The organism is Pseudomonas sp. A-1 (genome assembly GCF_004801855.1).
GTDB lineage: Bacteria > Pseudomonadota > Gammaproteobacteria > Pseudomonadales > Pseudomonadaceae > Geopseudomonas.
In genome coordinates this window covers 19,613-33,743 of sequence record NZ_SSTC01000001.1, presented here as the reverse complement: position 1 = coordinate 33,743, position 14,131 = coordinate 19,613, and the positions used below count along the sequence as shown (strand labels likewise).

9 protein-coding genes are annotated in these 14,131 nt (G+C 68.7%); 1 reads left to right on the top strand and 8 read right to left on the bottom strand.

Features of this window, described 5'->3' with window-relative positions:
* Positions 1-54: 54 nt before the first annotated feature.
* The 7 genes from E5198_RS00130 to smc form a co-directional block, all read right to left on the bottom strand.
* On the bottom strand, positions 55-1,347 hold the full coding sequence (locus E5198_RS00130) for a flavohemoglobin expression-modulating QEGLA motif protein (protein ID WP_136487988.1): 1,293 nt from the start codon (positions 1,345-1,347) through the stop codon (positions 55-57).
* Positions 1,348-1,359: 12 nt separating this feature from the next.
* Positions 1,360-1,911: a hypothetical protein gene (locus tag E5198_RS00125; RefSeq protein ID WP_136487987.1), complete on the bottom strand. Its 552-nt coding sequence runs from the start codon at positions 1,909-1,911 to the stop codon at positions 1,360-1,362.
* A 140-nt stretch (positions 1,912-2,051) separates the two neighbouring features.
* Positions 2,052-3,557 (bottom strand): lysine--tRNA ligase, encoded by a 1,506-nt coding sequence (gene lysS, locus E5198_RS00120; protein ID WP_136487986.1) that lies wholly within the window; start codon positions 3,555-3,557, stop codon positions 2,052-2,054.
* A gap of 94 nt (positions 3,558-3,651) precedes the next feature.
* Positions 3,652-4,747, bottom strand: a protein-coding gene (gene prfB / locus E5198_RS00115) for a peptide chain release factor 2 (RefSeq protein ID WP_136487985.1) whose coding sequence is annotated in 2 segments (ribosomal slippage) — positions 3,652-4,674 and positions 4,676-4,747 — 1,095 coding nt in all. Because the reading frame shifts where the segments join, the coding sequence is not laid out codon by codon here.
* 206 nt (positions 4,748-4,953) lie between these two features.
* Positions 4,954-7,341 (bottom strand): NAD-dependent DNA ligase LigA, encoded by a 2,388-nt coding sequence (ligA, locus tag E5198_RS00110; RefSeq protein WP_136487984.1) that lies wholly within the window; start codon positions 7,339-7,341, stop codon positions 4,954-4,956.
* A 69-nt stretch (positions 7,342-7,410) separates the two neighbouring features.
* Positions 7,411-8,322 (bottom strand): cell division protein ZipA, encoded by a 912-nt coding sequence (gene zipA / locus E5198_RS00105; protein WP_136487983.1) that lies wholly within the window; start codon positions 8,320-8,322, stop codon positions 7,411-7,413.
* A gap of 144 nt (positions 8,323-8,466) precedes the next feature.
* On the bottom strand, positions 8,467-11,952 hold the full coding sequence (gene smc, locus E5198_RS00100; RefSeq protein ID WP_136487982.1) for a chromosome segregation protein SMC: 3,486 nt from the start codon (positions 11,950-11,952) through the stop codon (positions 8,467-8,469).
* A 232-nt stretch (positions 11,953-12,184) separates the two neighbouring features.
* On the opposite strand from smc, the gene E5198_RS00095 reads away from it, so the two are divergent.
* Positions 12,185-13,021, top strand: coding sequence for an ion transporter (locus E5198_RS00095; protein ID WP_136487981.1), 837 nt, complete (start codon positions 12,185-12,187; stop codon positions 13,019-13,021).
* A gap of 72 nt (positions 13,022-13,093) precedes the next feature.
* On the opposite strand, the gene E5198_RS00090 is transcribed toward E5198_RS00095, so the two are convergent.
* Entirely contained in the window at positions 13,094-13,969 is an 876-nt protein-coding gene (locus E5198_RS00090) for a hypothetical protein (RefSeq protein WP_136487980.1), read from the bottom strand.
* Between the last annotated feature and the right edge of the window lie 162 nt (positions 13,970-14,131).

Genomic DNA, 14,131 nt, shown 5'->3' with positions numbered 1-14,131 from the left:
GCAGATGGTTCCGGAACAATCGGGAGGAAAGGCACGACGGGCCGGCACGGCCCGTCAGAGGATGTTGGCGTAGTCGGCCTCGACGCGATCCAGGCTCAGGTGGTTGAGGAAGTTGGAGAAGCACATCCACGCCGACAGCGCGTTGAGGTCGCTGAACTGCGGCGGCAGGTACCTGGGCGGCACCACCAGACCCTCGTCGACCAGCTGGCGCAGGGTGCGCATGTCCTCGAGGGTGGCCTTGCCGCAGAACAACAGCGGGATCTGCTCCAGCTTGCCCTTGCGCACCGCGAGCTGGATGTAGTTGTAGATCAGGATGAAGCCCTTGAGGTAGGACAGGTCCTTGGTGAACGGCAGGCCGTCCGGCGTCGAGCCGCGGAACACGCGGATGGCGTTGGAATAGCTGTCCTCGGCCGTGTAGCCCTGCTCGCGGTAGAACTCGTAGATCTGCAGGAAATCGGCGCCTTCCTCGGCCATGTGGATGGCACGGGTGCGGTTGGTCAGCTTGCGCAGCCGGGTCGGATAGGAGGCGAAGGCGATCACCTCCATGAGGATGGCCAGGCCTTCCTGGGTGATGGTCGACGACGGCGGGCCCTTGGCCAGGAAAGTGCAGATCGGCTGGTTGAGGCCGTTGAGGGTGGTGCCGACGTGCACCAGCCCCTCGTGCACCGCCAGCGCGCGGATGTCGCGCCGGTTGAACAGCGCGTCGGCGCGGATCTTGATGTAGTCGGCGCCGGCGGCGGCGTCGGCGAGGATGCCGTCGGATTCGAACACCCGCACCACCGCCTCGTCGCCGAACACGCCGTTGAGCTGGCCCTGCAGCAGGGCCACCGCCTCGGTCGCGTTGAGGGTCTTGGGTTCGTCCCTGAGGTCGCTGCGGTCGGCGATGTTGTCGAGGTAGGTGGAGAACATCACGCCGAGGTCGGCCAGGGTCGGGTCGCCGGCATGGAAGGCGTCGGAGGCCGAGCCGTACAGCTCCTGGGAGATCAGCCCGAAGTCGGGCGTGCCGCGCGCCTCGAGCATGCGGATCACCATGCGGTATTCCTTGCACATGCGCCGCATGATCTGCCCGACCGGGCTGAACTGGCCGAGCTGGCGGGTGATGTCGCGCTCGATCTGCTGGAACTGCTGCTTCTTGTCGTCGGGATCGAACGACAGCGGACGGCCCTGGTAGTAGGCCCGGTCCACCGCCGGCAGCTTCTGCCCGCGCGCCTTGAGGAAGCCCTCGCGGATGCCGTCGTCCCACTTGATGGCATCCAGCACGCGGATCGGCGTCTGCGCCTCGACCAGGCGGTCGGACAGCGCGCGGATGGTCTGCCGGTATTCGGTATTCGCCTTGCTGCGGCTCATCGCCCCGCCCCGTTACTCGGTGACCCGCGCGAAGCGGGCCACCTCGCTGAACACGTCGCTGTTGGCCGGATCGTCGAGGAAACGGTAGACCCTGGGCAGTTCGCTGGCGATCAGCACGCCATCGCCCTCCGCGGTCTCGACCGTCTGCCCGGCGAGTTCGCCGCGCGCCAGGGCGTCCTGCAGCTGCTCGATGTCCAGGCTGTAGAGCACCAGTTCGTCATCGTCGGTCAGCTCGAAGCCGCCGAAGGCGAAGTTGCCGCCCAGCCGCTGCGGGGCCGCTACCGACAGGTACCAGCGGCGGCCATGCCGGGCGACGGTGAAGTCGTAGCCGCGCGCCTTGGCGCGGTTGTCCGGGCGCTCGCGCCAGGCCTCGGCGTGGTAGCCGCCATCGGCCTTGCGGGTGATCTCGAGGAAACGCTCCTCGCCCCACTCGTCCATGCCGGCCCAGGTGCCGAGCAGGTGTTTCGGCGCCGTTTCGCCGAGAGGGATCGGCTCCTTGAAGGTGGCCAGGCAACCGCCGAGCAGCAGGAAGGACAGCACAACAAGCACACGCATTGCGTTCATCGAGCACTCCTTGTTTCGACTGAAGGTCCTGCTGCCAGCGACCCGGCCAGGGCAGGTGGTGACGACGCACGCGGGCGCCGCACTGCCGGGTTCGACCACGGCAGGCGGCGCCTGATTCAACGTGCGCTCACACCAGCATCTTATTGCTCGGCACGCATGTGCGGGAACAGGATCACGTCACGGATCGACGGCGAATCGGTCAGCAGCATGACCAGACGGTCGATGCCGATGCCTTCGCCGGCGGTCGGCGGCATGCCGTACTCGAGGGCGCGCACGAAGTCGGCGTCGAAGTGCATGGCCTCGTCGTCGCCGGCGTCCTTGTCGCGCACCTGGGCGTGGAAACGCTCGGCCTGGTCCTCGGCGTCATTCAGCTCGGAGTAGGCGTTGGCGATCTCGCGGCCGCCGATAAACAGCTCGAAGCGGTCGGTGACGCTCGGGTCCTCGTCGTTGCGGCGCGCCAGCGGCGACACCTCGAACGGGTACTTGGTGATGAAGGTCGGCTGCTCCAGCTTGTGCTCGACCAGCTCCTCGAAAATCATCACCTGCAGCTTGCCCAGGCCCTCGAAGCCGAGCACCTTGGCGCCGGCCTTCTTGGCGATGGCGCGGGCGGTGTCGATGTCCTGCAGGTCGGCGGCGGTGATTTCCGGGTTGTACTTGAGGATCGAGTCGAACACCGACAGGCGCGCGAAAGGCTCGCCGAAGTGGAACACCTTGTCGCCGTAGGGCACATCGGTGGTGCCGAGCACCGCCTGCGCCAGCTCGCGGAACAGTTCCTCGGTGAGGTCCATGTTGTCTTCGTAGTCGGCGTAGGCGTGGTAGAACTCGAGCATGGTGAACTCGGGGTTGTGCCGGGTCGACACGCCTTCGTTGCGGAAGTTGCGGTTGATCTCGAAGACCTTCTCGAAGCCGCCGACCACCAGGCGCTTGAGGTACAGCTCCGGCGCGATGCGCAGGAACATCGGCATGTCCAGCGCGTTGTGGTGGGTCTCGAACGGCTTGGCCGCGGCACCGCCGGGGATGGTCTGCAGCATCGGGGTTTCCACTTCGAGGAAACCGCGGTCGTTGAGGAAGCGGCGGATGTGGGCGATCACCTGGGAGCGCACGCGGAAGGTCTCGCGCACTTCCTCGTTGACGATCAGGTCGACGTAGCGCTGGCGGTAGCGGGTCTCGGTGTCGGTCAGGCCGTGGAACTTGTCCGGAAGCGGACGCAGCGACTTGGTCAGCAGGCGGGCTTCCTGCATGTCGACGTACAGGTCGCCCTTGCCGGAGCGGGCCAGCACGCCGCTGACGCCGACGATGTCACCCAGGTCCCAGTGCTTGATGGCTTCCAGGGTCTCGGCCGCCAGGGTCTTGCGGTTGACGTACAACTGGATGCGCCCGCTGGTGTCCTGCAGGACCATGAACGCGCCGCGGTTGAGCATGATGCGACCGGCCACGCTGACCTTGATCTGCTTGCCTTCCAGCTCTTCCTTGCCGGCCTCGGCGTACTGCTTCTGCAGGTCGCCGGCCTGGCTGTCGCGGCGGAAGTCGTTGGGGAAGGCAATCGCCTGGCTCTCGCGCACGGCGGCAAGCTTTTCCTTGCGCTGGGCGATCAGCTTGTTCTCTTCCTCGTGGATGGCGTGCTCGTTCAGCGGTTGTTCGCTCATGGTCGTCGTCTTTCCAAATTTGGCGTGGCTCGCGCCACATCCGGGATTTGCGCGGTGGATCGAACGCCCCCGCGATCGGCGGGGGCGCCGTGCATTACAGGCCCTGCTTGAGGCTGGCTTCCAGATACTCGTCCAGATCGCCGTCGAGCACCTTGTCGCAGTCGCTGCGCTCGACGCCGGTGCGCAGATCCTTGATCCGCGACTGGTCGAGCACATAGGAGCGGATCTGGTGGCCCCAGCCGATGTCCGACTTGGTTTCCTCCAGCGCCTGGGAGGCCTCGCGGCGCTTCTGCATCTCCAGCTCGTACAGCTTGGCGCGCAGCATCTTCATCGCGGTGTCGCGGTTGGCGTGCTGGGAGCGCTGGTTCTGGCAGCTGACCACGGTATTGGTCGGGATGTGGGTGATCCGCACCGCCGAGTCGGTGGTGTTGACGTGCTGGCCACCGGCACCGGAGGAGCGGTAGGTATCGGTGCGCAGATCGGCCGGATTGATGTCGATCTCGATGTTGTCGTCGATCTCCGGCGAGGCGAACACCGCGGAGAACGAGGTGTGGCGGCGGTTGCCGGAGTCGAACGGGCTCTTGCGCACCAGGCGGTGCACGCCGATCTCGGTGCGCAGCCAGCCGAAGGCGTACTCGCCGCGCACGTGCACGGTGGCGCTCTTGATGCCGGCGACCTCGCCCTCGGACAGTTCGACGATCTCGGCGTCGAAGCCGTGCTTGTCGGCCCAGCGCAGGTACATGCGCAGCAGGATGTTGGCCCAGTCCTGGGCCTCAGTACCACCGGAGCCGGCCTGGATGTCCAGGTAGCAGTTGCTGGCGTCCATCTCGCCGCTGAACATGCGGCGGAACTCGAGCTTCTCGAGGATCTCGCGCAGGCGGGCCACTTCGGCCTCGACGTCGGCCACGGCGCCCTCGTCGTTCTCCTCGACGGCCATCTCCAGCAGGTCGCTGCAGTCGGCCAGGCCACCGGTCAGCTCGTCGAGGGTCTCGACGATCTGCGCCAGCATGGCGCGCTCGCGGCCGAGATTCTGCGCGTACTCCGGATTGTTCCAGACGTTCGGGTCTTCCAGCTCGCGGTTGACTTCGGTCAGACGGTCATGCTTCTGATCGTAGTCAAAGATACCCCCGAATAGACTGGGTGCGGCTGGTCAGGTCCTTGATGGCGTTGAGGATCGGATTGATTTCCATGGCTGGCGTCACTCGCGGGCGGAACTGGAGAAAAGCGCAAAAGTATACGTCAGTCGGCGCGCGCTGGCAGCAGCGCCGCGACAAAGCACAGGACCTGATGGCTCCCACGCTCCGCGTGGGAGTCCGAGCCATGGACGCTCCGCGTCCAGCCGCAGGAGCGGCTGAACGCACGTGCCCACTCGGAGCATGGGCACGATCGAGTGTGATCAACCGCCCAGCTCGGCCAGCCGCGCGAGGAAAGCCTCTTCGTCGAGCACCTTCACGCCCAGCTCGTTGGCCTTGGCCAGCTTGGAGCCGGCGCCGGGACCGGCGACCACGCAGTGGGTCTTGGCCGACACCGAACCGGCGACCTTGGCGCCGAGCGCCTCGAGCCGCGCCTTGCCCTCGTCGCGGCTCATGGCCTCGAGGGTGCCGGTGAGCACCCAGGTCTGCCCGGCCAGCGGCAGGCCGGCCACCACGGCCTTCGCGCTCTGCCAGTGCATGCCGAACGCGCGCAGCTGCGCCTCGATGGCACGGGCCCGCTCGACGCTGGCCGGCTCGGCGAAGAACGCGCGCAGGCCCTCGCGGGCCTTCTCGGTGAGGCCCTTGGCGGCCTTGAGGCTCAGCCAGTCCTGACTGAGGGCGATCACCCCTTCGAGGCTGTCGCCCGCAGCAGCGGCGAGGTTCTTCGCCCCGGTGGCGGCGATGCCCGGAATGTTCAGCCGGTCGATCAGCTCGGGGAGGGTCGCACAGGCGGCGAACTCGGCGTGCAGCTCGCCCTCCTCCTCAAGCTCCACGCCGCACTCGAGCAGGCGGGCGATCACCGTGCGGTTGTGCCCATCCTCGAAGAAGCTGTGGATCTCGTGGGCCACTTCCAGGCCGACGTCCGGCAGCCAGGTCAGCACCTCGGGCAGCGCCACCTGGATGCGTGCCAGCGAGCCCAGGGCGCGCGCCAGCAGCTTGGCGGTTTCCTCGCCGACGTCGGGAATGCCGAGGGCGAAGATGAAGCGCGCCAGCGGCGGTCGCCGGCTGGCCTCGATGGCGGCCAGCAGGTTGCGGGTCGACAGTTCGGCGAAGCCTTCCAGCACCACCACCTGGTCGAAGGTCAGGGTGTAGAGGTCGGCCGGCGACTTCACCAGGCCGACGTCGACCAGTTGCTCGACGATCCGCTCGCCAAGGCCGTCGATGTCCATGGCGCGGCGCGAGACGAAGTGGATGATCGCCTGCTTGAGCTGCGCCTGGCAGCTCAGGCGGCCGACGCAGCGGTAGATCGAGCCCTCGCTGACCTGCGCCTTGCCCTTGCCGCGCCTGATCAGCCGGGTGCGCTCGACGTGCGAGCCGCACACCGGGCAATGCTCGGGAATGCTCACCGGCCGCGCGTCGGCCGGGCGACGCTCGGCGACCACCTGCACCACCTGCGGGATCACGTCGCCGGCGCGGCGGATGATCACGGTGTCGCCGATCATCAACCCCAGGCGCGCCACCTCGTCCATGTTGTGCAGGGTGGCGTTGGACACCGTGACGCCGGCCACCTGCACCGGCTTGAGGCGCGCCACCGGGGTCACCGCGCCGGTGCGGCCGACCTGGAACTCGACGTCGAGCAGCTCGGTCAGCTCCTCGCGGGCGGGGAACTTGTGGGCGATGGCCCAGCGTGGCTCGCGGGCGCGAAAGCCCAGCTCGCGCTGCCAGTCGATGCGGTTGACCTTGAACACCACGCCGTCGATCTCGTAGGCCAGCGCGTCGCGCCTGTCGCCGATGGCCCGGTAGTAGCCCAGCGCCGCCTCGACACCGCGCGCCAGTCTGAGCTCGCGGCTGATCGGCACCCCCCAGCCCCTGAGCGACTCGAGGACGCCGACCTGGGTGCCGGCCAGCTCGCCTTCCACCTGGCCGACGCCATAGGCGCAGAACTCCAGCGGGCGGCTGGCGGTGATCTTCGGGTCGAGCTGGCGCAGGCTGCCGGCGGCGGCGTTGCGCGGGTTGGCGAAGGTCTTGCCGCCGCTCTCGATGGCACGCGCGTTGAGCGCCTCGAAACCGGCACGCGACATGTACACCTCGCCGCGCACCTCCAGCACCCGCGGCCAGCCCGCGCCGTGCAGGCGCAGCGGGATGTTGCGCACGGTGCGCACGTTGGCGGTGATGTCCTCCCCGGTGCTGCCGTCGCCGCGGGTGGCGCCGCGCACCAGCACGCCGTCCTCGTAGCGCAGGCTGACCGCCAGGCCGTCGAGCTTGGGCTCGCAGGCGTACTCCACCTCGGCGCCGCCGCCGAACAGGTCGCCTGAAGGGGCGCCGGCCGGCAGCAGCTCGCCGAGGCCCTCGCGCACCCGGCGGTCGAAGTCGCGCAGGTCGTCCTCGGCGAAGGCGTTGCCCAGGCTGAGCATGGGAATCTCGTGACGCACCTGGCCGAACTCGGCCAGCGCCTGCCCGCCGACGCGCTGGGTCGGCGAGTCCGCCGTCACCAGTTCGGGATGCTCGATTTCCAGCGCCCTGAGTTCGTGGAACAGGCGATCATATTCGGCATCCGGGATGCTCGGCTGGTCGAGCACGTAGTAGCGGTGATTGTGCTCGTTGAGCTCGGCGCGCAGTTCGGCGATGCGCTGGGCGGCGGTAGTGGTCATGACAGGGTTCCATAAAACGAAAAAAGCAGCCCTGCGCGGAACGCAGGGCTGCTTCTCAAGACACGAAGATCAACGCTTCATCAGCGCCCGGCGCTCGAACTCGACGATGCGCTGGCGGTAGTGCTCGATGGTCTGCGCGGTCATCACGCTGCGCTGCTCGTCCTTCAGCTCGCCGTCGAGCTCGTGGGACAGCTTGCGGGCGGCGGCGACCATCAGGTCGAAGGCCTGCTTGGGATGGCGCGGACCGGGCAGGCCGAGGAAGAAGCTGACCGCACGGGTGCTGAAGTGGTCGAGGTCCTCGAGGTCGAAGGTGCCCGGCTTGACGCCGTTGGCCATGGAGAACAGCACCTCGCCATTGCCGGTCATGCTCTCGTGGCGATGGAAGATGTCCATGTCGCCGAAGCGCAGGCCGCTCTCGAGGATGCTCTGCACCAGCGCCGCGCCCTTGAAGCCGTTGGGGTCGCGGGCAACCACGTTGATCACCAGCACCTCGTCGAACGGCGGCAGCTCGCGCGGCTCGGCCTTGGCCGCCGGGGCCTTGTCGGCCGCCTTGCCGCTCTTCTCCAGCGGCTTTTCCACGATCTTCTCGCCGGTCTTCTCGGCAGCCTTGTCGCGGCTCTTGTCCCGGCCGCGCGGCGCCTCGCGCTCCTCGACCCGCACACCCGCCGGCTCGGCGGCGAGGCCCGGCTCGTTGAGATCGAGCTCCAGGTCGCCGGCCGAAGGCTCCTCGCGGCGCTGCGCGCGCGTGGCCGGGAGTTCCTCCTCATCGAGCGAAGGCTCCTGGTGCTTGTTGACCACGCGAGAGGGGCCGAGCAGGCTCGGATCTTCCTCGTCGTCATCCGGCAGGCTGGCGACGCTGCGGTCGAGCTTGAGCTTCAACCGTCCCTTGCTGCCGCGCATGCGGCGCCAGCCATCGAACAGGATACCGCCGATCACAATGATGCCGATGACGATCAGCCATTCGCGCAAACCGATGTCCATGAAAGACACAATCCCCTAATCAGAATCCGGGTAAATCAATTGCCTTGCAGCCATTCCAGTCGGTTGGAACCGTTTATATACCGGAGCGGCTTGTAATAGCCCATAAATTAACATGTCGACACAAACTATACACCGTTGCTCCTGTCAGGCTTCAGCCAATGCGACGGCCTCCTCGACATTTACCGCCACCAGACGCGAACAACCCGGCTCGTGCATGGTCACGCCCATCAATTGATCCGCCATTTCCATGGCGATCTTGTTATGGGTGATATAGATGAACTGCACCTTTTCCGACATTTCCTTGACGAGCCGCGCATAACGGCCAACGTTGGCGTCGTCCAGCGGCGCATCCACCTCGTCGAGCATGCAGAACGGCGCCGGATTGAGCTGGAAGATCGCGAATACCAGGGCCAGTGCGGTCAGCGCCTTCTCGCCGCCGGACAGCAGATGGATGGTGCTGTTCTTCTTGCCCGGCGGGCGCGCCATGATCGCCACCCCTGTATCGAGCAGATCCTCGCCGGTAAGTTCCAGATAGGCCTGACCGCCGCCGAACACCTTGGGGAACAGCGCCTGCAGGCCAGCGTTGATCTGCTCGAAGGTTTCCTTGAAGCGGTTGCGGGTTTCCTTGTCGATCTTGCGGATGACGTTTTCCAGGGTGTCCAGCGCCTCGACCAGGTCGTCGTTCTGCGCATCCAGATAGCGCTTGCGCTCGGACTGCTGCTGGTATTCCTCGATGGCAGCCAGGTTGATCGGCCCCAGGCGCTGGATACGCGCGGCCAGTTGCTCAAGCCGACTCTCCCACTCGCGCTCGGCGGCGGCCTCGGGCAGTTCGGCCAGCAGGGTCGACAGCTCGTGCCGGTCTTCGGCCAGCTGGTCCTCCAGCGCCTTGCGGCGCACGCTGAGGGTCTGCCAGTCGAGGCGCTGCTGCTCGAGCTGGCTGCGCAGCAGCTGGGCCTGCTGCTCGGCGCTGCCGCGACGCTTCTCGGCCTCGCGCAGCTCGCGGTCGGCGTCGTCGAGGGCCAGGCGCGCCAGACGCATTTCCTCGTCCACCGCCATGCGCCGCTCGAGCAGCCCCTCCAGCTGCATGCGCAATTCCTGCAGCGGCTCGTCGCCCTCCTCCAGGTTGAGAGCGAGCTGCTCGCAGCGCTCGAACAGGCGCGCCGCCTGCAGCTCGAGACGCTCCAGGGCCTGGCGGGTGGAGTCGTGCTGGGCGCGCAGCGCGCCGAACCGCACCGCCAGCTGGTGGGCATGGTCCTTGTGCCGGCGCGCCTCCTGACGCATGCGGTCGAGCCCCTCGCGCAGGGCATCGCGGGCGGACAGCAGCTGTTCGCGCTGCTCGGTGTCGCTGGCCATGGCGTCCAGGGCGTCCTGCAGGTACAGGCGCGACTCGCCGAGCTGCTCCACTTCCAGGGCGCGCTGCTCGGCCAGCTCGGCCAGTTCCTCTTCCAGCCGCCGGCGGCGCAGGGCCAACTGCTCGTGGCGCGCCTGCAGCGCCGACAGCTGGGCGCGCAGCTCGCCCTGGCGGCGGCCTTCGTCCTGGATGCGCCGGCGCTGCTGCTCGCGGGCCTGCTCCTGCGTCTGCTGCCGCTCGCGCAGCTCGAGCAGGCGCTCCTCCAGCAGGGCCAGGGCGGCCTCGCGCTCCGCGCTCTCGCCGGCCAGGCGCTCCAGCTCCTGGCCGCGGGCCAGCAGGCCACCGTCCGTCTCGCCGCCACGGCGCACCCGCAGGAAGTGCCGGCCGACCCAGTAGCCGTCGCGGCTGATCAGGCTGTCGCCCTCGGCCAGCCCGTCGCGGGCCGCCAGCGCGGCCCCCAGCGACTCGACCGGGCGCACCCGGCCCAGCCAGGGGGAAAGGTCGAGCGGTGCCTGCACCTTGTCCAGCAGGCTGCCGGGCAGCGCTCCGCCGGCCGCGGCGCAGGCCAGGCGCAGTTCGCCCTGCTCGAATTCGTCCAGCGCCAGACCGGCGAAGTCGTCGAGCAGCACCGCCTGCAGGTCGGCGCCGAGCACGGTCTCCACCGCCAGCTCCCAGCCGGGCTCGACGCGCAGGCCTTCGGCCAGGCGCGGCCGACCCTGCAGGTTCTGCTCGCGCAGCCAGGCGGCGGCGCCCGCGCCCGGGTCCAGCGCGGCCTGCTGCAACGCCTCCAGCGAGGCGAGGCGGCCGTTGAGGCGCTGCAGCTCGCCCTGCGCCTGCTGCTGCTCGCGCCCGGCCTGCTGCAGCTCGTCGCGCAGCTGCTGCAGGCGCTCGGCCAGTTGTTCGTCGCCGGCCTGCAGCTCCTCCAGCTCCAGCTCACCGGCCGCCAGCTGCTCGGCCAGCTCCTCCATGCGCGCATCGGCGGGATCGCCGGCCAGCTGGCGGCGCTCGTCCTCGAGACGGCGCTGGCGCTCGACCAGGCGCTCCAGGCTCTGCTCCAGCTGCTGGATGCGCGCCTGCTGCACCTCGGCCTGGCGGCGCGGCTCGGCGCTGCGCTGGTTGAAGGCGTCCCACTGCTCCTGCCAGGCGTGCATGGCGGCCTCCGCCTCCTCCAGCGCGCAAGCGCCCTCCTCGGCGGCGGCCCGGGCCAGCTCCTGCTCGGGCTCGAGCATCGCCAGCTCCTCGGCCAGGCTGGCCAGCAGGTCGCGGTCGTTGCCCAGGTGCGCCTCGGTTTCCGCGCGGGCACGCTCGGCCTCGCGCAGGTCGTCCTGCAGCTGGCGCAGGCGCTGCTGGCCGTGCTGGATGCTCTGCTCGATGCGCGCGATGTCGCCGCCCACCGAGTAGAAGCGCGCCTGCACCTGGTTGAAGGTTTCCGCCAGCTCGTGGTGACCGTCGCGCAGGCGCTCGATGCTGGCGTCGGCGTTGCGCTGCTCGGCGACCAGCGCCTCCATGGCCACTTCCTGGTCGCCGATCACGCTCTGCCGCGCCCGCGCCTGCTCGTCCAGCGCCAGCCAGCGCAGGGCGGCCAGCTCGGCCTTGAGCTGGCGCTCCTCGGCCTTGTACTGCTGGTACTTCTCGGCGGACTGGGCCTGGCGCTGCAGGCGCTCGAGCTGGCGCTCCAGCTCCTGGCGCAGGTCGGCCAGGCGCTCGAGATTCTCCTGGGTGCGGCGGATGCGACTCTCGGTCTCGCGGCGGCGCTCCTTGTACTTGGAGATGCCCGCCGCCTCCTCGATGAAGTTGCGCAGATCCTCCGGGCGCGCCTCGATCAGCTTGGAGATCATCCCCTGCTCGATGATCGAGTAGCTGCGCGGCCCCAGGCCGGTGCCGAGGAAGATGTCGGTGATGTCGCGCCGACGGCACTTGGTGCCGTTGAGGAAATAGGTGTTCTGCCCTTCGCGGGTCACCCGGCGGCGGATGGATATCTCGCTCCAGCTCGCGTACTCGCCGCCCAGGCTGCCGTCGCCGTTGTCGAACACCAGCTCGATGGACGCCTGCCCCACCGGCTTGCGGGTGTTGGAGCCGTTGAAGATGACGTCGGTCATCGACTCGCCGCGCAGGTTCTTCGCCGAGCTCTCGCCCATCACCCAGCGCACGGCGTCGATGATGTTGGACTTGCCGCAGCCGTTGGGACCGACCACCGCGGCCATGTTGCTGGGAAAGCTGACCGTGGTCGGGTCGACGAAGGACTTGAAGCCGGCCAGGCGGATGCACTTCAGGCGCATGGCGGGAGGCTCCGGGCACGGCGGCCAGACGGGCGACGAAGAGGGGCGGACGGCGGAATCATGGGCGGGCGTCTGACCGGGGTTGCGCGGCGCGGCAGTCTAGCACAGGGGCCGGGCGGCTCAGGAGGGGCGCGGACGGAGCGCCACCGACCTCGCGCGGATGTGTGCGCCACGGCACGCGGACAGGGCGCAGGGGACGCTGCTAATCTGGCGACAGACCAAGGAGCAGCCCATGTCCCCTCACCCGCCGTCCGGCTGGCGCCACCGCCTGTACGTGATCATCTTCCAGGTCGACACCCCGGCCGGGAGGCGTTTCGACGAGTTCCTGCTGCTGGCCATCCTCGCCAGCCTGGTGGTGGTGATGCTGGACAGCGTGGAGTCGGTCGGCCGCGAGCACGGCGCCCTGCTCGGCATGCTGGAATGGAGCTTCACCGCCCTGTTCGCCGTCGAGTACCTGGCCCGTCTGTACTGCTCGCCCCGGCCGCTGCGCTACGCCTTCAGCTTCTACGGGCTGATCGACCTGCTCGCCGTGCTGCCCGGCATCCTCGCCCTCGTCTTCGCCGACGCCCAGTTCCTGATCATCGTCCGCGTGCTGCGCATGCTGCGGGTGTTCCGCGTGCTCAAGCTGACGCCCTACCTCAGCCAGGCGAATTTCCTGCTGGTGGCGCTGCGGGGCAGCCGGCAGAAGATCATCGTGTTCCTGCTCACCGTCAGCACCCTGGTCATCGTGTTCGGCACCCTGATGTACGTGATCGAGGGGCCGGCCCACGGCTTCAGCAGCATCCCCACCAGCATCTACTGGGCGGTGGTGACCCTGACCACCGTCGGCTTCGGCGACATCACGCCGAAGACGCCGCTCGGCCAGGGCCTGGCCAGCCTGATCATGATCACCGGCTATTCGATCATCGCCGTGCCGACCGGCATCTTCACCGCCGAACTGGCCAACGCCATGCGCAGCGGCGAGGGCGGCCTGCAGCGGCCATGCCCGACCTGCGGCAAGCCCAGCCACGAGGCTGGCGCCAGCTTCTGCTGCCGCTGCGGTCACCCGCTGTTCCCTCGTGCGGACTGAGCCCCGGCGCCGCCCGCACAAGAAGGGCGCGGGGCCCGCAGGCCGCCGCGCCCGTTCCACCGCCGGAGCGCCTCAGCGTTCGCCGCGACTCTCGCCCCGCTCCTGCCACTGACGGCCGCCGTCGCGCTGACGCGCCGGCCCCATGCGCTGACCGCCCGCGTCATCCGGCGACGAGGAGGACGGCGAAGCCATGCGCCGCTCATGGCGCTGCGAGCGCTGCTCGCCCACCTGCTGCTGGCGATGCTGTTCGCGTTGCTGCCACTGACGCTGCGGACGCTGCTGCCACTGGTGCTCCTGCTGGCGCTCGGGGCGCTGCGACTGCCACTGCCGCTGCGGGCGCGTCTCGATGCGCTGCTGCGGCCACTGGCGCTCCTGGCGGACGTCCAGACGCTGCTGCTGCCACTGACGCTGCTGCTGTTGCAGTTCGCGCTGGCGGCGCCAGTCCCGCTCCCGCTCCTGCTCCTGTTGCCATGCGCGCAGGCGCTGCTCGCCCTCGCTCGGGTTGCGCCATTCGCGCTGCGGCGTGCCGGGGCCGTAGTAGCGGCCCTGGTCGCGGCGCTCCCACTGGCCGTCACCACGGTCGTCGTGGCGGCGGTTGTCGTAGTGGCGATTGTCGTAGCGCGGCTGCGAATGGTAGCGCTGCCCCAGCCGCGGCGGGACATGGCGATGCTCGATCACCCGCCACGGGCCGTTGAACTGCCGTCCCGACGACCAGTGGTTGTCGTTCCAGCGGTAGTAGGTGTGGTCATGGTAGTAGGTGCGCGGATAGCCCGTGCTCACATAGACGCGCAGGTCGTCGTCCCAGCGCCAGCGGCCATCGCGGGGCGGCGGGTAGTAGCCGCCATGGCGGGGATAGTCGCCATAGCGGGGATAGTCGTCGTAGCCGTAATCCCCCTCGACGACGGTGCAGGCCGTCAGCGGCAGGATCAGGGCCATCAGGATCCCCACGGCACAACGCCTCATTTGCTAGCCTCCACGGCAGGCGCGGGCCTGCTCGGACATTGGTCGACGCCCGGCGCGACAGTCGCAGCCGGGTCATCCTTCAGACAACGGGTCCGACCACTGGTTGCAGTGCCGCGAGCCGGCCAGGACGGCCGCAGGGAGCCTGGC

What these genes read in the sequence shown, in the direction of transcription:
- E5198_RS00130 (WP_136487988.1), bottom strand. Translation starts at nt 1,347, where the DNA reads ATGAGCCGCAGCAAGGCGAATACCGAATACCGGCAGACCATCCGCGCG.
- E5198_RS00125 (WP_136487987.1), bottom strand. Translation starts at nt 1,911, where the DNA reads ATGAACGCAATGCGTGTGCTTGTTGTGCTGTCCTTCCTGCTGCTCGGC.
- lysS (WP_136487986.1), bottom strand. Translation starts at nt 3,557, where the DNA reads ATGAGCGAACAACCGCTGAACGAGCACGCCATCCACGAGGAAGAGAAC.
- ligA (WP_136487984.1), bottom strand. Translation starts at nt 7,341, where the DNA reads ATGACCACTACCGCCGCCCAGCGCATCGCCGAACTGCGCGCCGAGCTC.
- zipA (WP_136487983.1), bottom strand. Translation starts at nt 8,322, where the DNA reads ATGGACATCGGTTTGCGCGAATGGCTGATCGTCATCGGCATCATTGTG.
- smc (WP_136487982.1), bottom strand. Translation starts at nt 11,952, where the DNA reads ATGCGCCTGAAGTGCATCCGCCTGGCCGGCTTCAAGTCCTTCGTCGAC.
- E5198_RS00095 (WP_136487981.1), top strand. Translation starts at nt 12,185, where the DNA reads ATGTCCCCTCACCCGCCGTCCGGCTGGCGCCACCGCCTGTACGTGATC.